Consider the following 26023-nt stretch of genomic DNA (forward strand, 5'->3'; position numbering starts at 1 on the left):
ATCGCGGGGAGGTCGGGCGGTCCGTTCCCGGAGGCTCGTCTTCCGGCCGCGTCCTAGAGTGGGCTGTGGGGCGCGGGCCGGGGAAGCGGTCCGCCATCCCGGTCTCCGAGCCAGCGGGCCCAGCCCCGTACGAGGTCTCTCATGGCAGAGCGTGGAACGGCACAGCCCAGCGGCGGTACGCCCCGTGTCATGCCGGGCCGGGACCGCGGCGGTACGCCCCGTGGCATGCCGGGCCGGGACGGCGACGGCGCGGAGGGCGGAGGACGCGGCGACGGCGGTCTCCAGCGGCTGCTCGCGGGCCTGACCGCCGTACGGGACGGGGACCTCTCCGTACGGCTTGCCGAGGGCTCCGACGGTGTCCTCGGCGAGATCGCGGGGGTCTACAACGACATGGTCGAGCGGCTCTCCCTGCTCACCTCGGAGGTCACCCGTGTCGCCGGCGAGGTGGGCGGCCAGGGCCTGCTCGGTGGCCGGGTGCGCGCACCCGCGGCGCGCGGGGTGTGGCAGGAGGTCACCACCGGCGTCAACACGATGGCCGACAACATCACGTCGCAGGTGCGCTCCATCGCCCAGGTCGCCACCGCCGTCGCACGAGGCGACCTCACACAGAAGATCCGGGTGGACGCCCGTGGCGAGATCCTGGAGCTGAAGGAGACCATCAACACCATGGTCGACCGGCTGTCCTCCTTCGCGGAGGAGGTCACCCGGGTGGCCCGCGAGGTCGGTACGGAGGGCAAGCTCGGCGGTCAGGCGACGGTGCGCGGGGTCTCCGGCACCTGGAAGGACCTCACCGACAACGTCAACTTCATGGCCGACAACCTGACGAACCAGGTGCGCAACATCGCCCAGGTCACCACGTCCGTCGCCCAGGGAGATCTGACCAGCCGGATCGATGTCTCCGCGCGCGGCGAGATTCTGGAACTCAAGACGACCATCAACACCATGGTCGACCAGCTGTCCTCGTTCGCCGCCGAGGTGACCCGCGTGGCACGGGAGGTGGGTACGGAGGGCAAGCTGGGCGGCCAGGCGGAGGTCGAGGGCGTCTCAGGGACCTGGATGCGCCTCACCGAGAACGTCAACGAGCTCGCGGGGAACCTCACCCGCCAGGTCCGTGCCATCGCGGAGGTCACCAGCGCCGTGGCCGAGGGCGACCTCACCCGTTCCATCACCGTGGACGCCCCGGGCGAGGTCGGTGAACTCCGCGACAACATCAACGCGATGGTGGAGTCCCTGCGCGCCACGACCCGGGCCAACGAGGAACAGGACTGGCTGAAGACGAGCCTCGCCCGGATCACCGGCCTCCTCCAGGGCACGCGCAGCCTTTCGGAGATGGCCGAGCTGACCATGGCCGAGGTGCCGCCACTGGTCTCCGCCCAGTACGGGGCGTTCTTCGTCGCCGAGGAGGGCGAGCACGGACCCGGACTCGTCATGGCCGCCTCGTACGGGCTTCCCGACGTCCCGGAGGGCGGCGAACCGCGCCGGTTCCGCTCCGGTGAGGGGCTCGTGGGACAGGCGGCGCGCGACCGGCACGCCCTGGTCGTCGACCCCGTGCCGCCGGGGTACGCCACGGTCTCCTCCGGCATCGGCTCGGCGGAGCCCCGTGCGCTGATCGTGCTCCCGATCGTGGTCGAGGAGCAGGTCCTCGGAGCGCTGGAAGTCGCCTCCCTGCAACCACTCACGGGACTGCGCCGTGACTTCCTCGACCGGTTCGTGGACAGCGCGGGCGCGGTCCTCAGCTCCCTGGTCGCCAACCTGCGCACCGACGCGCTGCTCGGCCAGTCTCGCAGCCTCGCCGAGGAACTCGGGTCCCGTACGGAGGAGTTGCAGGCCCGGCAACGGGAGCTTCAGCGCTCCAACGCCGAACTGCAGGAGAAGGCCGCGCTCCTGGCGGAACGCAACAAGGACATCGAATCGAAGAACCGGGTCATCGAGCAGGCCAGGCAGGAGTTGGAGACCCGGGCCAAGCAGCTGTCGCGGACCTCCATGTACAAGTCCGAGTTCCTGGCCAACATGAGCCACGAACTGCGGACCCCGCTCAACAGCCTGCTGATCCTGGCCCGGCTCCTCACGCAGAACCCGGACGGCAACCTGACGCAGAAGCAGGTCGACTACGCCGAGGTCATCCACTCGGCCGGGTCCGACCTGCTCCAGCTGATCGACGACATCCTCGACCTGTCCAAGGTGGAGGCGGGCAAGATGGAGGTCCGGCACGAGCCGTTCGCCATGTCCGTGCTCCTGGAGTACCTGGAGACGACGTTCGGGCCGGTCGCGGACGAACGGGGCCTCGAATTCGTCGTGACCGTGGCACCGGACGTGCCCGCCCACCTCACCACCGACGAGGCACGACTCCGGCAGGTACTGCGCAATCTGCTCTCCAACGCGCTGAAGTTCACCGACGAGGGCCGCGTCGAGCTGACTGTCGAGCAGACCTCGCCCGAGGAGACCCCCGCCGCCCTCCGGGACGGCCGGCGCGTGCTCGCCTTCCGGGTCAGCGACACCGGTGTGGGCATTCCCGCCGATCGTCTCCAGGGCATCTTCGACGCCTTCCAGCAGGGCGACGGCACCACCTCGCGCCAGTACGGAGGGACCGGCCTCGGCCTCTCGATCAGCCGGGAGGTGGCCACGCTCCTCGGCGGCACCATCGAGGTCGAGAGCACACCCGGCCGGGGCAGCCGCTTCACCTTCCACATCCCCGAGCACGCGGGCCCCGAAGAACCGGCCGTCGTCCCACCGGCCGCCCCGGCCGAGACCCGGCAGGACCGGGACGGTCTCCTCGCGGCCCCGCTCGACGGCGACACGGGCGCGGAGCGGCCCGGGGCCACCGTGCTCGTGGTGGACGACGACACACGGAACGTCTTCGCGCTCACCGAGGTGCTGGCGGCGCACGGACTGCGTGTGCTGACGGCCGACGGGGGCCGGAGCGGCATCGACATGGTGGCCGGGCACGAGGAGGTCCGACTCGTGCTGATGGACATCATGATGGCCGGGACGGACGGCTATCGGGCGATCGCGGAGATCCGGCGGCTCCCGGGCCGTGCCGACCTTCCGATCATCGCGGTCACGGCGAAGGCGATGCCGGGCGACCGCTCCCTCGCCCTGGAGGCGGGCGCGGACGACTACCTCGCCAAACCGGTCGACCAGGCGGAACTTCTGGTCAAGATCCGGCGTCGCCTGTCGAACCGACCGGCAGACTGACCACCTCGGGTCCCCGCCCGGCGTCCGCCGCACCGGCCCCCGCGTCCGCCGCACCGGCTGCGCCCGTCGTCGCCCCGGATTCCCGCGCCCGGACGCGTACGGCGACGACGCTGGTGTCGTCGCCGGTGTCGCCCGTCACCAGGGCGAGCAAGCCGTCCACCAGCCGCTCCGGGTCCTCCAGCGGCGAGAGCTCCTCCGCCGCCGCGGCCAGTCGGCCGAGACCGGAGCCCAGACCGTCGTGGCGCCGCTCCACCAGCCCGTCCGTGTACAGCAGCAGGGTGTCTCCCGGCCGGAGGGGGGTCCGGCGTTCCTGGTACGTGGCCGAGGGCGTGGCCCCCAACAGGATGTCCCGCGGCGGGTCGAGCAACGTCGCCCGTCCGTCCCTGAGCAGCAGAAGCGGCAGATGCCCCGCGCTCGACCAGGCGAGCTCGCCGTCCTCCGGGTCGTACAGCGCGCACACCGCCGTCGCCGTGCTGCCGCCTCCCGTGCGCAGGGTGACCTCGTTGAGCCAGCCCATCAGCTGTCCGGGGCCGCGACCGGTGAAGGCCAGCGCGCGCTGCGCGTTGCGCAGGGCGACCATGCCGGTGACGGATTCGATCCCGTGCCCCGCGATGTCGCCGACGGCCACCAGGACCTTGCCGCTCGGCAGCGGCACCACGTCGTACCAGTCGCCGCCCACCTGGTACTCCTCCTCCGCCGGCCGGTAGCGGGCAGCCACCGCGAGACCGCCCGGCAGTTCCTCGCGGGCGGTCTCGGGAACGATCGCCCGCTGGAGCTGGAGGGCCAGCTGATGACGCGCGTCGGCCTGGTCGCGGGTGGCGTTGAGCTGGTCGAAGGTCGCCGTCAGGGCGAACTCGGTGCGTCTGCTCGCCGACACGTCCTGGTACACCCCGACGCAGCCGGTGACCTTGTCCCCGTCGAGGAGCGGCTCCGTCGTCACCCGGACGTGCCGCACCGAACCGTCGAGCAGCACGACGCGAAGCACCGTCTGCGCACCCTTCCGGCCTTCCGTCATCGTCCTGAGGAGCCGGGTCAGTGCCCCGGCGTCGTCACGGTGGATCCGCCCGCGGAGTGCCAGGAGCGGCACGGGCGCCTCGTCCCGGGACATCCCGAAGATCCCGTACACCTGCTCGGACCACACGGTCTCGCCGCCGTCCAGGCTGTCCTGGAACGTGGCGACGGTCTGAAGCCTCGCGACGGCCCGTCCCATCGCGAGCCGCGGGTCGCCGGCGGTGTGCCACAGGACGACGGACCGGTCGTCACCGACCGGCAGGACCCGTACGTCGAGGAGTGGCGCGAGGGATCCTTCCGGGCCGGTGCGGGCCCTCACGGGAAGACGGGCGGCGTGCTGGGGGCGCCGGGCGCGGTGGGCCCGGCCGACCAGGCGGGCGAGCTCCCGGTGGGCCAGGGGGAAGGCGCGGGGCAGAGACCTGTCGTCGGCGGGGAGAGGGCCCCCGAGGGCGACGACGGCGTCCTCGTTGGCGTGCTCGACCGTCGTCCCTCCGGACGTACCGCTCGTCCGCAGGAGTACCCCGGGGCGGGTGAGCGCGTCGAGGAGGTCCACGAACTCGGGTGCGGTGGCCTCCGGGGAGTCGGGCCGGTCGAGGACCGTGCTCGCCACCTCCATCAGCCTGGTGATGTCCCGCCGCGTGCGGACGTCGAACCCCATGGGCTCCGGCCAGCCGATCAGCGCCAGTCCGATGGTGGTGCCGCGCCGCCGCAGCGGCACGAGCGCCCGGGCGGCGACCGCGGAGGCGCCGGGGAGCGCGGTGGCGTCCGCCGGGCCCCCGCCCAGCCACACGGGCGCGTTCTCCGCGAGGGCGGTACGGAAGGGCTCCGGGAACGCCGGAGGAATGCCGTGCCATGCCGCCGCCTCCGTGGCGGAGACCCCGGCGTATCCGGCGAGCCGCAGGTATCCGGCCTCGGCGCACCGCCACAGCCACACGCTGTCCGCGCCGAGAGGCGCGAGCCCGCGCTCCAGGAGGGTGAGGGCCGCCTCGCCGACGCTGTCCGCCGTCTCGGCGGCGGCCGCCGCCTGTCGGAGCCGACGGGCGGGCCGGGGTGGTGCGGTGCCGGGGTCGACACGCGGGTCTCCGGGTGAGGCGGCACCGTTCACGATGTCCGCGGCGAGGTCCTCGAGCGAGGTGCCCGTCGCGCGAGCGAGGTCCGCCAGGCGGTCGGCGGCGTCGGCCGTGGACTGCCCCAGCTGGACGGCGAGCATGCCGGTGGCGAGATCGATCAGATGGCCGCGCGCCGCCGCCTCCCGCAGGCGCCGGTTCTCCGCGGCGAGCCCGGCGAATCCGGACGCCCCGCCCGTGGCGGACACCCCTGAGGTACCCCCGGAACCCGCCAAGGCGACCTCCGATCCGACCTCACGGAGATGTCCGGAACACAGACGCGCTTACGTTGCCTACGTAGTGGCATTCTACGTGCGTGCTCCTCCGCACGACGCTGGTCGTACTGGATGGAAGCGTCTTCATGGTCACCTGCGATCATCAAGCGAGACCAGTCGAGGAGAAAGCGGGGCACGATGCCGCCGGACGCCGATCTCGCCTCCTGGTGGCGTGCCATCCCGGCTGAACGGGACCCCCTACAAGCTCCGCTTCACCTGGCCCGACACCTTCGCGCCGGCTTCCACCGCCGTCTCGCCGACCTGATGACGCCAGGGCCCACGGCATCAAGCGCGACGTGCAGCGGACAGGTGAGGCCCGTTCTCCCCGTACGCGGCCCCGGAACACCAGCTTCCGCTGCCACAGCACGCAGCCGCCGGAGCTACGTCCCCCGGGTCACTTCTTCACCGAGTCCCACGCGCCGGCGTTGAAGCTGCGCAGGAGGGCGATCAGCGCGGCCCCGAGCCGCCAGTCCACACCGGGTGCGTGTACGTGCAGTGTGTCGCCCTTGGACCTGAACTCCAGCGGGATCTGCCCGTTCGCGCGCCAGCGGATGCGCCGGGGTGCGCGTGCGAAGCCGCCCTCGTTGCCGGGGACGCTGTCGAAGACGCTGATCACGAGGACCACCACCATCAGGGGCAGCAAGAGCCACCACATCCACCACCATATGATCCGCCCCTTGAAGCCGACCGCTTCGGAGCCGCCGGGCTGGTGCACGGTCCAGCGGGTGCGCAGGCCCCTGCCGCGGAGCGCCTTCTCGCGCAGGAGTGTGCCGATGACCTCGCCGTGCGCGCCGAGCACCTGAAACCTCGCGACGCCCCCGCCGGCCGACAGGGTCACGACGGTGGCGACCCGCTCCCTGCGTTGATCGTCGGCCCACAGGGCGAAGGAACGTGCCCCGCTGCCCCGAGCCGCAAGGTACGCGGACGTGCCTCCCGGCGGCAGTTCACGCTCCACGTACACGGCCGACGGCGCGGGCCCCGACCCGTCGGAGAAGCTCACCATGTCCGCCACCCTCGTCTGCCCCTGGCCGTCGACTCGTCTCGGCCCGCCGTACAGGGTCAGTACGTTGCTGCTCATCCGACGTGCTCCAAGGGGTAGTCGCGTGCCAGGCGGCCCAGTCTGTCCCATCCGCAGATCAGCAGCTGCACGTCCCCCGTATCCAATTCGAGGATTCAGGCGGAGCCCACCGAACAACCCGGCCGATCCGCCCCTCGGCGCTCACGCACGGGATTCGTGGAGCACCGCGTGGAAGCGGCCCTTGTCTTCCCGCCCCACGGGGTCGATTCCCCGGTCGCGGAGGGTGTCGAGCGCGTACTGCCGCTCGCGGGCGTCCGTGAACATCCGCTGCGGCCAGGTCCGCGTGGGATCGCCGGCCGTGTGCAGTCCGTGAGCCGACAGGACCTCGGCGGTCGGCGCGTAGGAGACCGTCCGCAGGACGAAGGCGCTCACCCACAGCGGACGCCGCACACCGGTCAGGAGCGCGGTGAACGTCCGGTCGGTGACGTAGCTTCCGCCACCGCTGACGGTGATGAGACCTACCTGCTCCAGGGCCTGGTTCAGCTCCGGCCCCGGCTTCGAGTGTTCGAGGTCGTCGGTGAAGCCCGCGTCGAGAAGGCCCACCCGGTGCGCGTAGGCCACCGCGCGAGGCGCGACGTCCAGGCCGTACACGGGATAGGACTCGGGCCGGCGCCGCGCGGCGTAGAACTCGCGGTCCCAGGCGGCGAGCTCGTCCGTCGACATCGCCCGGGCCCGTTCGCCGGTGTATCGCGCGTAGAGCTCGGCCAGCGTCACGTCGTGGTTCAGCAGGGCCGCGTTGACGCCGTACGAGCAGCACACGTCCAGCACCGCCGGCCTGCCGGCGCCGCCGTCCGCCAGTGCCTCGCGCTGGGCGGCCGTACGCCGGAACACGGCCTGGGCATGGTGCGGGATCTCGTACTCCAGCGGAGCCAGCCGGGTGAAGTACGCCCGGGGGTCGGCGCGGTCGTAGATATCGTCGAACCGTGTCTTGCCCACGGCTTCGGGGGCGTCATCCCGCGCTTCGGACGTGGCCATGAACGCTCCTTCTCTCGTCCGCGACCACCGTGCCGGCCGCGGACGGACTCGGCGTACTTCCTGAGATCATGGTGGGCGGACGCCCACGCCCCGTCCAGACCGCACCCGCCTGACCGGCCTCAGGGCTGCATCCCTTCCGCCCCGCCGCACTGCCGCCCTGCCTCCCTGACCAGGCCGGAAGCGCTCCCAGGGATAAAATCACGTTATGCCCGAAAGCCACCATGATCCGTACGTCCGTGTCCGCGGCGCCCGAGAGCACAACCTCGCCGGAGTGGACGTCGACATCCCCCGCGACGCACTCGTCGTGTTCACCGGGGTCTCCGGGTCCGGAAAGTCGTCCCTGGCCTTCGGCACGATCTACGCGGAGGCCCAGCGGCGCTACTTCGAGTCGGTGGCGCCGTACGCGCGGCGGCTGATCCATCAGGTGGGAGCGCCCGCGGTCGGCGAGATCACCGGGCTCCCGCCGGCGGTCTCCCTGGAGCAGCGCCGGTCCTCTCCGAACGCCCGCTCCTCCGTCGGCACGGTCACCACCCTCTCCAACTCCCTCCGCATGCTGTTCTCCCGAGCCGGCCGCTACCCGGCGGGCGCCGAGCGGCTCGACTCCGACGCCTTCTCCCCCAACACGGCTGCGGGTGCCTGCCCTTCGTGCCACGGTCTCGGCCGGATCCACGACACGAGTGAGGAACTCCTCGTACCCGATCCGGACCTGTCGATCCGTCAGGGTGCCATCGCCGCCTGGCCGGGCGCCTGGCAGGGGAAGAACCTGCGGGACGTCCTCGACACGCTCGGGTACGACGTCGACCGGCCGTGGCGGGAGCTCGACGCGAAGGACCGGGAGTGGATCCTCTTCACGGACGAACAGCCGGTCGTCACGGTCCATCCGGTACGGGACGCCGATCGCATCCAACGCCCCTACCAGGGCACGTACATGAGCGCCCGGCGCTACGTCCTGCGGACCTTCTCCGACTCGAAGAGCCCGACGCTGCGGGCGAAGGCCGAGCGCTTCCTCAGCAGCGCACCCTGCCCGGTCTGCGGCGGCGGGCGGCTGCGACCGGAGTCGCTCGCGGTGACGTTCGCGGACCGGACCATCGCCGACCTCGCCTCGCTGCCCCTGACGGCCCTGGCAGAGCTCCTCTCCACCACGGCGGCGGAGGACGGGGAGACCGCGCGCGTCCTGACCGATGACCTCGTCGCCCGGATCGCGACCGTGACCGAACTCGGTCTCGGCTATCTCAGTCTGGACCGGGCCACCCCCACCCTCTCCAACGGCGAGCTCCAGCGGCTGCGGCTCGCCACCCAGCTGCGTTCGGGGCTCTTCGGCGTGGTGTACGTCCTGGACGAGCCCTCCGCCGGTCTGCACCCGGCCGACACGGAGTCCCTGCTCGTGGTGCTCGACCGGCTCAAGGGCGCCGGGAACTCCGTCTTCGTCGTCGAGCACCACCTCGACGTGATCCGGCACGCCGACTGGCTCGTGGACGTCGGCCCGCTCGCCGGGGTGCACGGGGGGGCGAGTCCTGCACAGCGGACCGCCGGGTGGACTCGCCGAAGTCGAGGCGTCCGCGACCCGCCGCTTCCTCTTCGACCGGGAGCCGGGGCCGGCGCGAGAGGTGCGCGCACCGGCCGGGTGGCTGCGGACGGGGCCGGTGACGCGGCACAATCTGCGGTCGGTCGACGCGGCCTTCCCGGTGGGAGTGCTCACGGCGGTCACCGGCGTGTCCGGCTCGGGGAAGTCGACGCTCGTCGGCGCGGTCACCGAGGAACTCTCCGGCGTGGGACGTCTGGTGACAGTGGATCAGCGGCCCATCGGGCGTACCCCGCGCTCCAACCTGGCCACGTACACGGGCCTGTTCGACGTGGTGCGCAAGCTGTTCACGGAGACGGAGGAGGCACGGGCACGCGGCTACAAGGCGGGCCGTTTCTCCTTCAACGTGCCGGGAGGCCGGTGCGAGACCTGCCAGGGCGAGGGCTTCGTCTCCGTCGAGCTGCTCTTCCTGCCCAGTACGTACGCACCCTGCCCCGACTGCCACGGCGCCCGCTACAACCCCGAGACCCTCCAGGTGCGGCTGCGGGGCCTCACCATCGCCGAGGTCCTCGATCTCACCGTCGAGTCCGCCGCCGGGTTCTTCGACGACACGCCCGCCGCCGCGCGGAGCCTGCGCACCCTGCTCGACGTGGGCCTCGGCTATCTGCGGCTCGGACAGCCCGCGACGGAGCTGTCCGGGGGCGAGGCGCAGCGCATCAAGCTCGCGTCCGAGCTCCAGCGGCCGCACCGCTCCCCCACCCTCTACGTCCTGGACGAGCCGACGACGGGGCTGCACCCGGCCGACGTCGAGGTCCTGATGCGGCAGCTCCACGGCCTCGTGGACGCCGGCCACTCGGTGATCGTCGTCGAGCACGACATGGACGTCGTCGCCACCGCGGACTGGGTGGTCGATCTCGGGCCGGGCGGCGGCGACGAGGGCGGCCGGATCGTGGCCGCGGGGCCCCCGGACCGGGTGGCGCGGGCGGCGGAGAGCCGCACCGCGCCGTATCTGCTCCGGGCCCTGGGGCCGGCCGGACGGAGCTGAGGCCCGTCCGGCGGAGTCAGGCCACCATGCCGAACGTCCGGCGGGGTCGGACGGTCCTGCCGAACCTCCGGCGGGGTCAGGCCGCCGTGTCGAACGTGTAGTGACGGGTGTGGTCGAGCATGTCCGCCGGGGTCACGTCGTTCCACGGGCGCATGGTGTCGCCGAGGTCGACGACGTTCGCGGTGCCCGCGGCCGGCAGGTAGGGCGACCGCGGGTGGCGTGCCTGCCAGTCGGCCCACAGCTTGTCGATGAAGGCGTGGTGCAGCCAGAACACGGGGTCGTTCGGGGAGACTCCGGTGCCCATCTGGCCGCCGACCCAGACATGGACGCGGTTGTGGAGGTTCACACCGCGCCACCCTTCGAGATGGTTGCGGAAGCCGTCCGACGAGCTGTTCCACGGGGCCGTGTCGTAGGTCTCCATGGCGAGGACGGAGTCCACCTCGGCCCGGGTCGGGAGCTGACGGCCGCCCGCGCCGAGGTCGCGCCGCAGGTAGTCGCGGCCGTCGACGCGGACGTTGATCGTCCAGCGGCTGCCGCTGCGGGCGAACGGGCCGTCGAGCACCTGGCCGTCGCGGGCGCGCCCGGTGCCACCGAGGAAGTCGGGCGCCCACAGCGAGGAGCGGGAGGTGCGGTCGGCCGTCCAGTCCCAGTAGGGGAGGTTGACCGTCGGGTCGACGGATTGCAGCGCCTGTTCGAACTCTATGAGGAAGCGCCGGTGCCAGGGCAGGAACGACGGCGACCGGTGGCCGACGCGGTCGCCGTTGTCGGTGTCGCTCATGATGAAGGCGTTGTGCGTGGTGACGAAGGTGTCGTACCGCCCGGAGCGCTTGAGCTCCAGGAGGGCGGCGACGAAGCGCCGCTTCTCGTCGGCGGTGAGGGAGGCCTGGTTCTTGCGTACGGTCATGGCGGGTGCCGCTCCTGGATCGATCAGCCGAGGGTGAGGGGTACGAGCGGGGCGCCCTGGAGTTCGCGGACGGCCGCGCGGGCCAGCGACTTGGGCGTGGCGACGGGCTCGTAGTGGTTGATCACACTGATCCAGGTACCGTCGGCGTTCTGCATGACGTGCAGTTCCTCGCCGTCGATCGTCACGGAGTAGCCGCCTCCGTGATGTCCCCCGTGGTGACCTCCGCCGTGCGCGGGCCCGCCCTTGATGCGACGGCCCTGGTAGACCTCGTCGAAGGAGGCCGGCGCCGGTCCGGCCGCGGGAGCGGCGGCTCGGGGAGCGTCGGCGACGGCGGAGCCGGCCAGGGCGAGGCCCGCGGCGGCCCCTGCGGCCCCGGCCGCGACGCCGAGAACCCGGCGGCGGGTGATGCTGGACATGAAACCCCCAAATGGTCTGTACGACCGGGGGGTTGGTCATATGCCCCCGGCAGTCCTCATGAGTACCCGGGGGTGAGGCCAGGGCGGAAATCGCCGGAAGCCGGTTGGCTGCGAAGTGGACAACTTGCCATGAAATGTACAGAGTTGAACGGAGTTGATCTTGCTGTCCGCGTGGTCGACAGCACCCCGAATCGAAGATCTTACGGAGAAAGTGATCGTTTTGTGAACGATCTTTCGATACGGGGTGCGTCGTGTGGCGGGGCCCACGCCCTCAGGCTGTCCTGATCCGGCCTCAGCCGCGGGCCGTCTTCCGCTGCGCCCGCAACCACTCCCGGTTCATCGCCGCGATCGACGGCAGCGGGATCCCCTTCGGGCAGGCCGTCGCGCATTCGCCCGTCAGGGTGCAGCCGCCGAAGCCCTCCGCGTCCATCTGGGCCACCATGTCGAGGACCCGGGTCTCGCGTTCCGGGGAGCCCTGGGGCAGCACGTTCAGGTGGTTGACCTTGGCGGAGGTGAAGAGCATCGCCGAGCCGTTGGGGCAGGCCGCCACGCAGGCCCCGCAGCCGATGCACTCGGCGTGCTCGAAGGCGGAGTCCGCGTCCGCCTTGGGGACGGGGGTCGCGTGGGCCTCGGGGGCCGAGCCGGTGGGGGCGGAGATGTAGCCGCCGGCCTGGATGACGCGGTCGAAGGCGGAGCGGTCGACGACCAGGTCCTTGACGACGGGGAACGCGGAGGCCCGCCAGGGCTCGACGTCGATCGTGTCGCCGTCGTGGAACGACCGCATGTGGAGCTGGCAGGTCGTGGTCCGCTCCGGCCCGTGCGCGTCGCCGTTGATGACGAGGCTGCACGCGCCGCAGATCCCCTCGCGGCAGTCGTGGTCGAAGGCCACGGGGTCCTCGCCGCGCAGGATGAGGTCCTCGTTGAGGGTGTCGAGCATCTCCAGGAACGACATGTCGGCGGAGATTCCGTCCACGTCGTAGGTGGACATCGCGCCGGGGGTGTCGGCGTTCCGCTGGCGCCAGACGCGCAGGGTGAGCCTCATGCGTAGCTCCGCTGGGTGGGATGGACGTACTCGAAGGTGAGGTCCTCCTTGTGGAGGACGGGGGCCGTGCCGGTGCCGCCGAACTCCCAGGCCGCCGCGTACGCGAACTCCTCGTCGCGACGGGCGGCTTCGCCGTCGGGCGTCTGGGACTCCTCGCGGAAGTGGCCGCCGCAGGACTCGGCGCGGTGGAGCGCGTCGAGGCACATGAGCTCGGCGAGTTCCAGGTAGTCGACGATGCGGTTGGCCTTCTCGAGCGACTGGTTGAACTCCTGGCCCGTCCCGGGGACCTTGATCCGGCTCCAGAACTCCTCGCGGATCTCCGGGATCCGGGCGAGGGCGGTGCGCAGTCCGGCCTCCGTGCGGGCCATCCCGCAGTACTCCCACATGAGTTCGCCGAGTTCGCGGTGGAAGGAGTCGGGGGTGCGGTCGCCGTCGACGGCGAGGAGGAGGTTCAGCCGGTCCTCCGTCTCGGCGAGCACCTCCTTCACGGCCGGGTGGTCGTCGGTGAGGGGCTCCGTGTGGGGGTGCCGGGCGAGGTAGTCGTTGATGGTCGCCGGGAGGACGAAGTAGCCGTCGGCGAGGCCCTGCATGAGGGCGGAGGCGCCGAGCCGGTTGGCCCCGTGGTCGGAGAAGTTGGCCTCGCCGATGGCGAAGAGCCCGGGGACGGTGGTCTGGAGGTCGTAGTCGACCCAGAGTCCGCCCATCGTGTAGTGGACGGCGGGGTAGATCCGCATGGGGACCTCGTACGGGTTCTGCGCGGTGATCCGCGCGTACATGTCGAAGAGGTTGCCGTACTTCTCCTCGACGGCGGCCCGGCCCATACGGCGGATCGCGTCGGCGAAGTCGAGGTAGACGCCCTGCCCGCCGGGGCCGACGCCGCGGCCCTCGTCGCAGACGTTCTTCGCGGCCCGGGAGGCGATGTCGCGGGGGACGAGGTTGCCGAAGGAGGGGTAGATCCGCTCCAGGTAGTAGTCGCGCTCGTCCTCGGGGATGTCGACGGCCGGCCGGGTGTCCCCCTTGGCCTTCGGGACCCAGATGCGGCCGTCGTTGCGCAGCGACTCGCTCATCAGCGTCAGCTTCGACTGGTGGTCGCCGGTGCGCGGGATGCAGGTGGGGTGGATCTGGGTGAAGCAGGGGTTGGCGAAGTACGCGCCGCGCCGGTGGGCCCGCCAGACGGCGGTGGCGTTGGAGTTCATGGCGTTCGTCGACAGGTAGAAGACATTGCCGTAGCCGCCGCTGGCGAGGACCACCGCGTCCGCGTAGTGGGTGGAGATCTCACCGGTGATCAGGTCGCGGGCGACGATGCCGCGGGCCCGCCCGTCGACGACGACCAGGTCGAGCATCTCCGTACGGGCGTGCATCTCGACGTTTCCGGCGGCGATCTGCCGGGACAGGGCCTGGTAGGCGCCGAGGAGGAGCTGCTGGCCGGTCTGGCCGCGCGCGTAGAAGGTGCGGGAGACCTGGACGCCGCCGAAGGAGCGGGTGTCGAGGAGTCCGCCGTACTCGCGGGCGAAGGGGACGCCCTGGGCGACGCACTGGTCGATGATCTCGACGGAGATCTGGGCCAGGCGGTGGACGTTGGACTCGCGCGCCCTGAAGTCGCCGCCCTTGACGGTGTCGTAGAAGAGACGGTGGATGGAGTCGCCGTCGTTGCGGTAGTTCTTGGCGGCGTTGATGCCGCCCTGGGCGGCGATGGAGTGGGCGCGGCGCGGGGAGTCCTGGAAGCAGAACTGGACGACGTGGTAGCCCTGTTCGGCGAGGGTGGCACCGGCCGAGCCACCGGCCAGGCCGGTGCCGACGACGATGACGCGATGCTTGCGGCGGTTGGCCGGGTTGACCAGCTTGGCCTGGAAGCGGCGGGTGTCCCAGCGTTCGGCGACGGGGCCGGTGGGGGCCTTGTCGTCGGCGACCGGTTCCCCGGTCGTGAAGTCGAGGAAGCTCATGTCAGCTCACCACTCCGGTCATGACGGCGACGGGGACGGAGATGAAGCCCGCGGTCAGGACGAGCGCGAGGGTGTCGGCGAGGCGTCGCAGGAGGCGCTCGCGGCGGGCGCTGCCGACGCCGAGGGTCTGGGCGGCGCTCCAGAAGCCGTGCCGGACGTGAAGGCCGACGGCGAGCATGGCGACGATGTAGATGACGTTGCCGTACCAGGTGGAGAAGGTGTCGACGACGTTCTGGTAGGGCTTGCCCTCCTCGAAGCCGCCGGGGTGGACGGTGCCTGTGGTCAGGTCGAGGACGTGCCAGACGATGAAGAGGGCGAGGATGATCCCGCCCCAGCGCATGGTGCGGGTGGCGTACGAGGAGCGCTTGCGGCGGTGGACGTACGCGGTGGGGCGGGCCCTCACGTCACGGCGGCTGAGCTGGTACGCGGAGACGGCGTGGGCCACGACGGCGGCGAGGAGCACGATCCGGACGAGCCAGAGGGCCCACTCGTGGTGCAGGACGGGGGCGCCCATGACCCGCAGCCAGTGGCCGTAGGCGTTGAACTCCTCGGGGCCGAAGAAGACCTTCAGATTGCCGGCGACATGGGCGACGAGATAGCCGAGCATGAGCAGCCCGCTGACTGCCATGACCGTCTTCTTGCCGAGGGTCGAGGACAGGAATCCGCGTGACGGTGTGGGGGACGGCGGGCGGCCCGTCGTCCGGTCCCTCGTGGGTGCCAGAGCCATGCTCATGACGCTAGGGCCGAAGGGCCCGAGAGGTCCAAGACATGGTCCGGCTGATCTCGATAGGCCTTCCCTATGAATGTCGCCTAGGGTGGGTCCATGCAGTTCCAGCAGCTCCTCTACTTCGTCGCCGTGGCCGAGACCCGTCACTTCACCCGGGCCGCCGAGCGTGTCCATGTCTCGCAGCCCTCGCTCTCCCAGCAGATCAAGGCCCTGGAACAGGAGTTGGGCGCCGAGCTGTTCAGCCGCGCCCGGGGGAACATCACGCTCACCGACGCGGGCGAGGCCCTGCTGCCGCTCGCGCGCCGGATCCTCGCCGACACGGAGACGGCCCGGATCGAGGTGCAGGAGCTGGCCCAGCTCAAGCGGGGCCGGGTGCGGCTCGGCGCGACCCCGAGCCTGTGCACGGGCCTGCTCCCGGACGTGCTGCGCGCCTTCCACGACCTGCACCCGGGGATCGAGCTCCTCATCGAGGAGGGCGGCTCGCACGATCTCGTACGGGAGCTGGCCCGCGGGGCCCTCGACCTGGCGCTGGTCGTGCTGCCGCTGCCGAGCCCGTCACCGGCCCTGACGACGGTGGAGCTGCTCCGGGAGGACCTGGTGGTCGTCTCCTCGGCTTCGGCTCAGGCGCCGCGGCGCCCGGTGCGGATCACCGACCTGCGGGACCAGCCGCTCGTGATGTTCCGGCACGGCTACGACCTGCGGGAACTGACCGTGGCGGCCTGCCGGGCGGAGGGCTTCGAGCCCACCTTCACCGTGGAGGGCGGCGAGCTGGACGCGGTCCTCGGTTTCGTACGGGCCGGGCTCGGGCTCGCGGTCGTCCCCGCGATGGTGGCGTCGCGGGCGGGCCGGGACCTGCGCGTCACCGCCCTCGCCCGGCCGGGGCTGCGCCGGACGATCGCGCTGGCCCACCGGAGCGACGTGGCACCGCCGAGGGCGGCGCGGGAGCTCCAGCGGATGCTGCTCGCCTCCCGCCGGGGCGGGCCCGACCGGGCCGCGGCCGCCCCGGCCTGAGGCGACGAAATCCGCGTGCGGCGGGCGCACGGCGGCTGCGAGCATGCCCGTATGGTCCACGCTCTCGCACCCCTGGTCGTCCGGCACACCCGTCGTCTCCCCTGCCCCACCGGCCCGGCCGGAGACGGGGCCGCCGCCGTGCGGCGGTTCGACGCGGCCCTGATGACCGCCGGGTTCAAGCTCTCGGCCGAGCTGATCGAGCGCCTGTCGGGGTTCGCCGAGCCGACGGTCGTCGAGACCGCCGTCCACACCCTGGCCACGGTCCGCGAGATCGTCGGCGACCACGTCCAGCACAACGTCTACTTCGTCGACTTCCCGGCCAACGTGCCGGACACCCTCGAATTCTGGATGACCTGCGTCGCCGAGGCACTGGAGGACCGTGACACCCGCGACGCGACCCTCGACCAGCTGGACGCGGGCGTCCTCGACCTGCTGACCCTCCCGTCGTACGGTCGGTACCGGCACACGTACGAGGAGATGCTCGCCGCGCACGACGAGCTGATCGCGGCGGCGGGTGACCGGCTGACCGTGCTGCACCTCGGCGCGGACGGCGACACCGAGGTGACCGCGCTCTATCTGGCCCTGGCCGGCAGCACGACCCCGCTCGGCGAGGAGCACCTGCGCGATCTGGCCGCGCTCGCCGAGCACGGCGCGGACGGCCCCCAGCCCGCGGAGATGCCGGTCCGGGAGAACCGCGCCGTCGTCAACCGCGCCCGGCTCCGGGTGGGCGCGGCCCCGCTGCTCGACACCGTGACCGATGTGCTGCGGCTGGCCTGCGCCCTCGCGGACGGCGATGTCACCCTGCGCGAGCCCACCCGATTCCGCGCACTGTCCCGCCCGCACCGCCGCGCCCTGCTCGCGGGGCTCGACGCGGTCGTGGCCGCGTCCCCGGCCAAGCTGTCGGACGTGTCCGCGCACGAGGAGGCGTGGAAGCGGCTCGGGGAGCGGCTGCATCCCCACGAGTACCCGCACTGGCCGCACGCCGCCGAGGTGTTCGCCGTCGCCCGGGGCGAGCGGAGGGCGCCGTCGTTCGACAGCCGCGTGGAGGAGCTGCTCGGTCGGGGCGAGGTCGCGGCCGCGGCGGACCTGCTCGCCGCCGCGGCTCCCGGGCGCCTCTTCCGCGCCCTGGACCGGCTGCTGCGCACCGCGGCGGAGGGCAAGGAGCGGGAGGCGGTCCTCGCCGCCGTCGAGCGGGCCGCGCCGGAGGTGTCGGGCCGGGTGGTCCTGTCGGTGCGCGAGCACCTCCAGAACCGTGCGGGCGGGAGCGGCGGGGATCGCCGGGTGTTCGTGAACCGGGAGGCCAAGGCCTGGACCGCCGAGGACACGCGTGCGCCGCTGGAGGACGCGGCCCGCGAGCGGCTCATCGCGGTCCTCGACGCCGAGACCCGGCGTCGACTCCCTTCCCCGGGGCGCCTGTTGATCGATCCCGACGTCCTGGACACGGCTCTGCCGCTGAGCGGCCGGGCGGCCTCGGCGGGGTTCGGGGTGCTGCCGCGCGGCTCGGTCTCGCCGGTCGAGGGGGAGCTGCTGCGCTTCTTCACGTACTGGCGGCAGGCGCGGTACACGACCGACCTCGACCTGTCGGCGCTCGTCCTGGACGAGGACTACGGGACGGTGACGTGGCTGTCGTACACGGCGCTGACCGACGTCGAGGGCCGGCACTCCGGCGACATCACCGAAGCGCCGGACGGGGCCTCGGAGTTCATCGATCTGCGGCTCGGTGCGGTGCGGGGCACGTTCATCGTCCCGCAGGTGTACGTCTTCTCCGGCGAGGGCTTCGACGAGGTGGCGGAGGGCTTCTTCGGGTACATGCTGCGCGAGGCCGAGCAGAAGGGCCGGCCGTTCGAGCCGCGTACCGTCCGGATGAAGTCGGATCTGCGCGGCCCCGGCAAGGTGGCACTGCCGCTCGCCTTCCGGCGGGACGACGAGGGCCGCTGGCACGCGCACTGGCTCCACCTGTATCTGCGGGGAGCGCCGTCGGCCAACCGGGTCGAGGGGCACCGGGTGACGATCTCGGTCGTGATGCGCGCCCTGCTCGGACGCACACACCTGACGCTGCGTCATCTTGTGGGCCTGATGGAGGAGTCGGGGGCGGAGACGACGCTGTGGGACGGCCGTACGGTGCCGGACGGACCGGTCACGTACATCGGTCTGGAGCGGCCGGAGGGCCTCGCCCCCGGTTCGCGGGTGTTCACCCCGGAAAATCTGCGCGACCTGCTGCCCGCCTGAGTGCTACGGTCGTTCCGGGGCGAGGCCATGGAGAGGCTTCCTTCTACCCACTCCTTGAAATAGCCTCTCCGCTTTCCTCCCCCGTATTCGTCCCGGCCTCCCCGCTTCGCGCGGGGAGGCCGGTTGCGTGTGTCCGGGTCTCAGACCGCGTCCGCCAGGAGCAGGGAGTGGATGCGGTCCGGGGCGCCGGGGCGGGCGTAGTACCAGCCCTGGGCCGTGTCGCAGCCGAGGTCGCGGAGCTGGCGGGCCTGCGCTCCGGTCTCCACGCCCTCGACGGTGACGGCGAGTTCCAGGCTGTGCGCCAGGGAGACGATCCCCTCGACGATCTTGAGGTCGACCGGGTCCACCGGGTGCTGCTGCATGCCCCGGGTGAAGGAGCGGTCGAGTTTGAGGACGCTCACCGGCAGCCGGCGCAGGTTGGCCAGGTTCGAGTAACCGGTGCCGAAGTCGTCGAGCGCGATGTCCACGCCCATCTCGGCGAGCTGCCGCAGCGGCTTGAGCAGGTCCTCGTCGGCGCCGATCAGCGCCGATTCGGTCACCTCCAGGCAGAGCGCGCCCGGTTCGAGCCCGGACCGCTCCAGAACGTCGACGGTGTCGGCGACCAGGCGCGGGTGGTGCAGCTGCGTCGGGGAGAGGTTGACGTTGATCCGCAGCGGTCCGCCGTCGGCGTGCCGGGCCTGCCAGAACCGGGCCTGTCGTACGGCCTCCTGGAGCACCCAGCGGCCGAGCGGCACGATGAGCCCGGTGTCCTCGGCGAGCGGGATGAACCGGTCGGGGCCGAGTACGCCGTGCTGCGGGTGGCACCACCGGACGAGCGCCTCCGCGCCGTGCACGCTGCCGTCGCCGAGGTGGACGAGCGGCTGGTACTCGATGAAGAACTCGCCGCGTTCCAGGGCGGTCGGCAGGGCCGTGGTGAGGCCGTGCCGGGTGATGGCGCGGGCGTCGGCCTCCGGGTCGGCGAGCTCGAAGCGGTTGCCGCCGGCGGACTTGGCCCGGTACATGGTGATGTCGGCGCTCCGCAGCACCTCGGCCGGGGTGCGTTCGCCGGCCGGGCCCTCGACGACGCCGAGGCTGCCGCGGACGGTCAGTTCACGGCCGTCGATGCGGAGCGGGGTGGCGAGGGCGGCGAGGATGCGGTCGGCGAGTTCGGTGACGTCCTGCTCGCCGCCGGCGCCGGTGGTGAGGGCGACGAACTCGTCGCCGCCGAGCCGGGCCACCATCTCGCCGGGCCCGGTGACGCAGCTCTGCAGCCGGTCGGCGACCTCGACGAGGAGCCGGTCGCCGGTGGAGTGGCCGAGGCTGTCGTTGATGACCTTGAAACCGTCGAGGTCCAGGTAGCAGAGGCCGAAGCGGGCGTTCTCGCCGGGCGCGAGGGCCTTTTCGAGCCGCTCGAAGAACAGCGTGCGGTTGGGCAGTCCCGTCAGCGCGTCATGGGTGGCCTCGTACCGCAGGCGCAGATGGAGCAGGCGCCGCTCGGTGGTGTCCTCCATGAGGGCCAGCTGGTACTGCGGGTTGCCCTCGGCGTCGCGGAGGAGCGAGACGGTGAGATTGGTCCAGAGAACCGTTCCGTCACCGCGGTAGTACGGCTTCTCGACCCGGTAGGACTCCCGGTCGCCGCGGACCAGCTCCTCGTACAGCTTCCAGACGTGCGGGCCGTCCTCCGGGTGGACCCACTCGCTGACCTTCCGGCTCCGCAGCGGTCCCTCCATCCCGCCGAACATGCGGGTGAGGGTCTCGTTGACCTCCAGGACGTTGCCGTCGAGGTCGGCGATGCCGATGCCGATCGCCGCCCCGTCGAAGACCGCGCGGAAGCGGCTCTCGGTGGCGTGCAGGGCGATCTCGGCGGCGCTGCGGGCGGAGAGCGCGGAGCGTGCGATGGCCTCCTGCTCAGCCCTTGTCCGCTCGCGCAGGGCCTGGGCGTAGCCGGTGGCCATGGCGTGCTGGAGCCGGGAACAGCGGGCCCGGAGCTCCTCGGCCGGCAGGTCCGACTCCGTACCGCAGTAGAGCACCAGGTACGAGTCGACGACCCCGAGGCTGCGGCCGAGCGCGTCCGGGTCGGTGCAGTGGGCGGCGACGAGGGCCGCGCCGGCGCGCTGGGCCGGGGCCGTGTCGAAGGGCCGGGCGTGCAGCGCGTCGTACAGGGTGCGGGCCAGCGGCAGCAGATGGCCCTCGAACTCGGCGCGGGTCAGCGAGGTGGCGGTCACCGGGAAGATCGCGCGGCTCCAGATGGTGACGAACCGCCTGAGTCTGTCCTCCGGGCCGTCGGCTTCGGCAAGGCTGCCGGACGGCTGAGACGGGACCTTCACGCCTTGCGCCCCACCCCTGCGAAACCGGAGAAGGCGTAGGGGTCCTCCTCCTCGACCGGACTGTCCGGACGCCAGTGGGGCATCGGGACGAGGCCGGGCTCGATCAGTTCGGTGCCCTCGAAGAAGCGGGTGATCTCGGCGCCGGAGCGCATCACCAGCGGGTTGCGGATGTTCCGGTAGACCCCGACGGTGCCGCCGGCCTGCTCCTCTGAGAGCGGGATGCCCTCGTACGAGGCGTGGGTGAGTACGAGGAGGCTGCCGGGCGCGAGGGCGTCGAGCAGTTCCGTGACGGCCTCGTGCGGCCGGTCCTCGTCCTCCAGGAAGTGCAGGACGGCGACGAGGAGCAGCGCCACCGGCCGCTCCAGGTCGAGGAGTCGGGACACCTCGGGGCTGTGGAGGATGTCGGCCGGCTTGCGCAGGTCGGCGGCGACGACCGCGGCGCCCTCGTCGCCCTCCAGGACGGCGCGGCTGTGGGCGACGGCGACCGGGTCGTGGTCGACGTAGACGACGCGCGCGGCGGGGTCGGCGGTCCGGGCGACCTCGTGCACATTGCCGAAGGTGGGTATGCCGGAGCCGATGTCGAGGAACTGGGTGACGTCGTTGTCAACGGCGTGGCGGACGGCGCGCCGCATGAAGGCACGGTTCGCCTGCATGATCTTGGGCAGGCCAGGCATGAACTCCATGGCCTTGCGCGCCGCTTCCCGGTCCACTTCGAAATTGTGCGAGCCGCCCAGATAGAAGTCGTACATACGGGACACGCTCGGCATCGAAATGTCGATACCAGGCGGAGCCCAGGCGGGACGCTCCATCAATGTCTCCAACAAGTCGCCATGGGGGATGCGGCCAGGTGTTCGCGGCCGGTGTTCGAGGTGAGGCTACTGATCGCCCGCCGAGAGAGCGAGTAGAAACGGAAATTCGCGGTCCGTTCTTGGTCACACGCCATTGGCACGTGCTCTCGGGAACGAAGAGTTCACGCCTTCAGGCTGTGCAAATTCACGTGCATATGAGTGTGCGTCGGCTCTTCGGCCGAGTGCGGCTCCCCGCGGTGGACGCCCAGGTCCCGTCCGTACCTCGGTTGTTGCCGTCTGAGGGGTCTGGTCGCCGGTGCAGGATGCCCCCTTCTCCTTCCCGTCCGACAGGGCGACAACCGGACAGTTATCGATCCGAGGCCGGAACGGACCCGGTCCGCCGTCTTCCGGAATCCATCCGGGCCGCGATACACGGGCATTGACCCCGCCGAGTCGCCCCGGCCGGCTTCGAGCGAGGCGAAACGTCAAACCGGTGCGTCCGGAGATCCGCTCCATCCGGCGAATCCCGCTCGATTCCGCCCCGGCGGGCCGCGTCTGTGATCAAGCTCGACGGCGTGTCTCTGTACGGATCACTCCTCGCTCGGCCGCTGGCGGCCCTCGCACTGGTATGGCTTCTCGCCACCCCCGTGCCCGCCGCCGCCGACTCCTGCGCCTATGCCACCACCGGGCCCGACGGTTCGAACACCTCGGTGGCGGTCATCGGGCCGGGCGCCTGCTCGCCCACCCCCACCCCGCCACCGCCCTCGCCCCCGCGTCCCACGACGCCCGCGCCGCCCCGGCCCACGACGCCCGCGCCGCGGCCCCCTTCCGTCCCGGCGCCACCCCCGCCTCCCGTACGGACCACCACGCCGCCCGCTCCCCCGGCCACCCCGCCGGTACCGCGCCCCGGGTCGGCCTCGCCCGTGCCGCCCGCCCCGGAGCCGCCGGAGAGCGCTCCGGCGCCCGCGCCGCCTCCCGCTCCCGCGCCGCCCGCGCCTCCCGCGTCTCCCGCCACCCAGCCACGGCCGCCCGCCGCGGGACCCGTGGCGCTCCCCCACTACAAGCGCACCTCGCGCCCCCAGCCGACCGGCCGGACGTCCGTCGTCACGATGACGCTGGTGATCATCGCTCCCGCGGTGCTCGCGACCGCCATCCTGCGCCCCCGCTCCCGCTGATCCTTACCGGAGTAAATCCATGTCTGAATGGCTTGTTCTCACCCTTGCGATGGCCGCCGCGTGCGCCGTCGTCGTCACCATCGTCGTCATCAACAACCGCCGGATCACCGAGGACGACGACCCCAGCGAGACCCCGGACGTCATCGAGTACATGACGATGATGATCGGCGTGATCTACGCCATCGTCCTCGGTCTCGCCATCGCCGGTGTCTGGGAGGCCCGCGGCGCCGCGCAGGAGACCGTGCGGCAGGAGGCGCAGGCGATGCACGAGATCTCGGCCCGCGTCGAGGTCTACCCGCAGGCGGTCCGCGAGCGCATCCGCGCCGATGTCGACGCGTACGTCGGCTTTGTGGTCAACGACGAGTGGACGTACATGGCGGACCACGGCGAGCTGAGCGAGGAGGGCACCGCGCTCCTGGAGAAGGTGCGGCGCAGCGTCACCGACTACCAGCCTGCCAACGACTTCGAGGGACAGGCGTACCAGCCCCTGGTCGACCAGGTGGCGGTGGCCGACGACGCCCGGGGAGCCCGGGGACAGAACGCGGGGGCGACCATGCCGGGCGTGGTGTGGTTCGGCCTGATCATCGGCGCCCTGGTGACCGTCGGCCTGATCTTCACCCTGCAGATCCGCAGGACCGGACGCGAACTGCTGCTCGCCGGACTCTTCAGCGTGCTGATCGCCTTCCTGCTGTTCCTCATCTGGGACTTCGACGCGCCGTTCGGCCGGGGGATCTCGGCCACCGCCGCGCCGTTCACCGATCTCTTCCCGCAGGTCACACCGTGAGGCGACACGGCCGGGGTGGGCCACTCGGGGGACATGCGTGCCCCATTCGCACGCCTGGGATCGCGGCTGTGGTAGTGCGCTTCTAGCGTTTCGGACATCGAGGTGTACGCACGGTCTTTCGCGGAAACCCCCTTCCGCGGCTGCCCCTCGGGACCCGGAGGATTCACCATGCGCGCGATACGTGCCGCGTCCACTGCCCTGCTGGGGGCGGCCGCCCTCGCCCTGGCCGCCCCCACCGCCGTCGCGGCGGACGGTGCTCCCGCACCGAACCCGCGAGCGGCACGGGCCAAGGCACCGGGCGATTTCGTCGTGTCGCCCTCGGTCGTCGCCCCGGGCGGCCGGGTGACGCTGAGCGCCCCCGGCTGCGCCAGTACGGCGACGGCCTCGGCCGGCATCTTCGACACCGTCACCATCGCACCGGGGTCGGCGGCGACCGCCACCGTGGACTGGGACGCCCGCCGCGGCGCCGTGTACACGGTGTCGTTCAACTGCACCGGCGGGATCATGGACACCGTGAACCTGACGATCAGCGGCACGCCCACCGCCACCCCGACCATCAGCTCCACCATCCTCACTCCCCCACGGGGCGTGCAGGGCGGTCTCGGCGGTTCCGTGGGCGGCTTCGAGCCGCTCGAACTGGCCGCCGGCGGCGCGCTCGTGCTGGCCGCCACGGCGGGCGGCGTGTATGTGCTCCGCCGCCGCTCCGGCGCGACCCGTCGCCACTGAGCCCCCGGCAGGGCCCCGGATGCCCGTCGCCCCCGGGTCCCTGCCGGGGACTCGGGGGCGACGGGCGTAGCGGGCCGGACCGGGAGGTTCGGCCGGTCAGACCCCCGCGCCGGTCATACGGCGACGGCGGACGACGAAGAGACCACCGCCGAGCGCGGCCGCGGCCACCAGGCTGCCGCCGACGGCCATCTCCGTGGAGCTGGGCGCCAGCGAACCGCCGATGCCACCCTGCGCGCCGCGGCCGGAGAGGACGCGGAACGGGTGCGTGACCACCCGAGAGTTGTCGCTGCACTTGACGGCGAGGTTGTAGCTGCCCGGAGTGGCGTTGTTGAAGACACGGGCGATGGCGCTGGAGAGCCCGTTGGAGTTGACCGAGAGGTTGGTCTCCGGGAAGGCGTTGGACGTGACGGTGCCACCGTGACCGCAGCCCTTGGCGGTGATCGTGATCGTCGACCCCGCGTGAACGTCGAACGGGTTGACCTGGACATTGCTCGGCCCGTTGGTGGCGACGGCGAGAGGAGCCGCGAGCCCGACCGCAGCGATTGCGGTGGCGGTCACCGCCAGAGTGCGTGCAGCACGCATGGTTGAACCTCCAGTGGAAGGCGCCCCAAAGCGGTGCTCCGGGAGTTTCGACGAGTACGCCTTCCATGACGAACCATCACAAGTCATGACGAGCTGCGCACTTCGGCACTGGTCCACCCCGGTGAGGCGACACGCCCGGAATCGGACCGTCGGAGGAGGAAGAACCGCAGGTCAGGGCGGAGTGGGCTGCTTATCTGACGATTACTCGGATGGGTCAGCCCCTTGTCACCCGCCTGTCGGCTCCCGCAGACGGTCCGCCCCTGCCCGCCGGCTCTCCGTCGACGTCTGCAGGACCGCCCGCCCGGGCCTGCCGTGCCGTCCGTCGGCACACCCCCGTACCCCGACCCCGCCACCCGTCCGGACGCGGCCCCCACCCGTTCGCACCGCCCGGCGCGACGGTCCGTCAGGTCGCCTTTACCGTTCTGACGACGCCACGAAGGGAGAACCATGCCCCCGAAGGACTTCCGCGTCTTCCAGCGCAGGAGACGCCAACCCTGGGGCGTCCTGGCCCTCGCCATGCTGTCCGGGATCGCGATGATGCGCAACGGAGTGGACGTCGCGCTGGGGCCCCCGCAGCCCGCCGCGGCGGCCCGTCCGGTGGCGCGCCCCGTCGCCCCGCCGCAGGACGGGGCGACCGAGGGTCTGGAGCCGCTGACCTTCGCCCCCGCCTCCCGGATCAAGATCCCGGCGATCCGGGTCGCCGCCCCGATCATGGACGTCGGCCTGGACCCGGACGGCTGGGTGGCGGCCCCGCCGCCGGAGGACGCCAACCTCGCCGGCTGGTACCAGAACGGCATCTCCCCCGGCCAGCGCGGCACCGCGGTGGTCGTCGGCCATGTCGACAACGCGCAGGGCCCCGCGGTCTTCTACGGTCTGGGCTCCCTGGAGAAGGGCCAGCACATCGAGGTCGAGCGGTACGACGGCCGGGTCGCGGTCTTCGAGATCTACGGGCTCGAGGTGTACTCGAAGGACAACTTCCCGGGCGTGCAGGTGTACGCCGACACCGGCCAGCCCGAGCTGCGGGTCATCACCTGCGGCGGCGGCTACACGCGCGCGCGTGGCTACGACGGGAACGTCGTCGTGTACGCGCGGATGGTCGGCACCCGCTAGCGGGTACGGCGAAGGGCCCCGGCACCTGGTGGTGCCGGGGCCCTTTCCCGTACCGGAGCCCGTACCGAAGCCC

General features: G+C 71.9%; 19 protein-coding genes and 1 pseudogene. 8 read left to right on the forward strand and 12 right to left on the reverse strand.

What is annotated here, in order from left to right; genetic code table 11:
* Positions 1–225 precede the first annotated feature (225 nt).
* Positions 226–3195, forward strand: a complete 2970-nt coding sequence (locus N5875_RS03205) for a HAMP domain-containing protein (RefSeq protein WP_318212035.1) — start codon at positions 226–228, stop codon at positions 3193–3195.
* Here the strand turns inward: N5875_RS03205 and N5875_RS03210 are convergent.
* The 3 genes from N5875_RS03210 to N5875_RS03220 all read right to left on the reverse strand — a co-directional run bounded on the left by N5875_RS03210 (position 3155) and on the right by N5875_RS03220 (position 7640).
* A complete protein-coding gene (locus tag N5875_RS03210) occupies positions 3155–5521 on the reverse strand; it encodes a SpoIIE family protein phosphatase (protein WP_338491689.1) in 2367 nt (788 codons plus the stop codon). The genes N5875_RS03205 and N5875_RS03210 overlap by 41 nt on opposite strands.
* Positions 5522–5981: 460 nt before the next feature.
* Positions 5982–6665 (reverse strand): hypothetical protein, encoded by a 684-nt coding sequence (locus tag N5875_RS03215; protein WP_318211966.1) that lies wholly within the window; start codon positions 6663–6665, stop codon positions 5982–5984.
* A 141-nt stretch (positions 6666–6806) separates the two neighbouring features.
* Positions 6807–7640, reverse strand: coding sequence for a hypothetical protein (locus N5875_RS03220; protein ID WP_318211967.1), 834 nt, complete (start codon positions 7638–7640; stop codon positions 6807–6809).
* Between the two features lie 205 nt (positions 7641–7845).
* Between N5875_RS03220 and N5875_RS03225 the strand changes: the two are divergent.
* Positions 7846–10207: pseudogene (locus tag N5875_RS03225) on the forward strand (excinuclease ABC subunit UvrA).
* A 76-nt stretch (positions 10208–10283) separates the two neighbouring features.
* Here the strand turns inward: N5875_RS03225 and N5875_RS03230 are convergent.
* The 5 genes from N5875_RS03230 to N5875_RS03250 form a co-directional block, all read right to left on the reverse strand.
* On the reverse strand, positions 10284–11111 hold the full coding sequence (locus tag N5875_RS03230; RefSeq protein ID WP_318211969.1) for a tyrosinase family protein: 828 nt from the start codon (positions 11109–11111) through the stop codon (positions 10284–10286).
* Between the two features lie 23 nt (positions 11112–11134).
* On the reverse strand, positions 11135–11527 hold the full coding sequence (locus N5875_RS03235) for a tyrosinase cofactor (RefSeq protein ID WP_328941147.1): 393 nt from the start codon (positions 11525–11527) through the stop codon (positions 11135–11137).
* A gap of 292 nt (positions 11528–11819) precedes the next feature.
* Entirely contained in the window at positions 11820–12569 is a 750-nt protein-coding gene (locus N5875_RS03240) for a succinate dehydrogenase/fumarate reductase iron-sulfur subunit (RefSeq protein WP_338491691.1), read from the reverse strand.
* Positions 12566–14512, reverse strand: coding sequence for a fumarate reductase/succinate dehydrogenase flavoprotein subunit (locus N5875_RS03245; RefSeq protein WP_338491693.1), 1947 nt, complete (start codon positions 14510–14512; stop codon positions 12566–12568). The genes N5875_RS03240 and N5875_RS03245 overlap by 4 nt, the downstream gene beginning before the upstream one ends.
* Before the next feature lies 1 nt (position 14513).
* Entirely contained in the window at positions 14514–15140 is a 627-nt protein-coding gene (locus tag N5875_RS03250) for a succinate dehydrogenase (protein WP_318212036.1), read from the reverse strand.
* Between the two features lie 195 nt (positions 15141–15335).
* On the opposite strand from N5875_RS03250, the gene N5875_RS03255 reads away from it, so the two are divergent.
* Together N5875_RS03255 and N5875_RS03260 are read left to right on the forward strand one after the other, a co-directional pair.
* On the forward strand, positions 15336–16250 hold the full coding sequence (locus tag N5875_RS03255; RefSeq protein ID WP_318211973.1) for a LysR substrate-binding domain-containing protein: 915 nt from the start codon (positions 15336–15338) through the stop codon (positions 16248–16250).
* 51 nt (positions 16251–16301) lie between these two features.
* Entirely contained in the window at positions 16302–18479 is a 2178-nt protein-coding gene (locus tag N5875_RS03260; RefSeq protein WP_338491695.1) for a hypothetical protein, read from the forward strand.
* A 140-nt stretch (positions 18480–18619) separates the two neighbouring features.
* Here N5875_RS03260 and N5875_RS03265 read toward each other — a convergent pair whose 3' ends face one another.
* The 3 genes from N5875_RS03265 to N5875_RS03275 all read right to left on the reverse strand — a co-directional run bounded on the left by N5875_RS03265 (position 18620) and on the right by N5875_RS03275 (position 22588).
* Positions 18620–20785, reverse strand: a complete 2166-nt coding sequence (locus N5875_RS03265; RefSeq protein WP_318211975.1) for an EAL domain-containing protein — start codon at positions 20783–20785, stop codon at positions 18620–18622.
* The gene (locus tag N5875_RS03270; RefSeq protein ID WP_318211976.1) at positions 20782–21594 is read right to left on the reverse strand and encodes an SAM-dependent methyltransferase; all 813 of its coding nucleotides are present in this window, start codon (positions 21592–21594) and stop codon (positions 20782–20784) included. The genes N5875_RS03265 and N5875_RS03270 overlap by 4 nt, the downstream gene beginning before the upstream one ends.
* Before the next feature lie 652 nt (positions 21595–22246).
* The gene (locus N5875_RS03275) at positions 22247–22588 is read right to left on the reverse strand and encodes a hypothetical protein (protein ID WP_338491697.1); all 342 of its coding nucleotides are present in this window, start codon (positions 22586–22588) and stop codon (positions 22247–22249) included.
* A 28-nt stretch (positions 22589–22616) separates the two neighbouring features.
* Here N5875_RS03275 and N5875_RS03280 point away from each other — a divergent pair, with 28 nt between their 5' ends.
* From N5875_RS03280 to N5875_RS03290, 3 genes are all read left to right on the forward strand, one after another.
* Positions 22617–22748, forward strand: a complete 132-nt coding sequence (locus tag N5875_RS03280; RefSeq protein WP_338491699.1) for a hypothetical protein — start codon at positions 22617–22619, stop codon at positions 22746–22748.
* A 19-nt stretch (positions 22749–22767) separates the two neighbouring features.
* Positions 22768–23532, forward strand: coding sequence for a hypothetical protein (locus tag N5875_RS03285; protein WP_318211978.1), 765 nt, complete (start codon positions 22768–22770; stop codon positions 23530–23532).
* Positions 23533–23700: 168 nt separating this feature from the next.
* Positions 23701–24258 (forward strand): hypothetical protein, encoded by a 558-nt coding sequence (locus N5875_RS03290; RefSeq protein WP_318211979.1) that lies wholly within the window; start codon positions 23701–23703, stop codon positions 24256–24258.
* A gap of 96 nt (positions 24259–24354) precedes the next feature.
* Here the strand turns inward: N5875_RS03290 and N5875_RS03295 are convergent, their stop codons facing one another.
* Entirely contained in the window at positions 24355–24840 is a 486-nt protein-coding gene (locus N5875_RS03295) for a hypothetical protein (protein WP_318211980.1), read from the reverse strand.
* Between the two features lie 447 nt (positions 24841–25287).
* On the opposite strand from N5875_RS03295, the gene N5875_RS03300 reads away from it, so the two are divergent.
* Positions 25288–25950, forward strand: coding sequence for a class F sortase (locus N5875_RS03300; protein ID WP_338491702.1), 663 nt, complete (start codon positions 25288–25290; stop codon positions 25948–25950).
* The last annotated feature ends 73 nt before the right edge of the window (positions 25951–26023 follow it).

This window comes from Streptomyces sp. SJL17-4, from assembly GCF_036826855.1.
Lineage (GTDB): Bacteria > Actinomycetota > Actinomycetes > Streptomycetales > Streptomycetaceae > Streptomyces.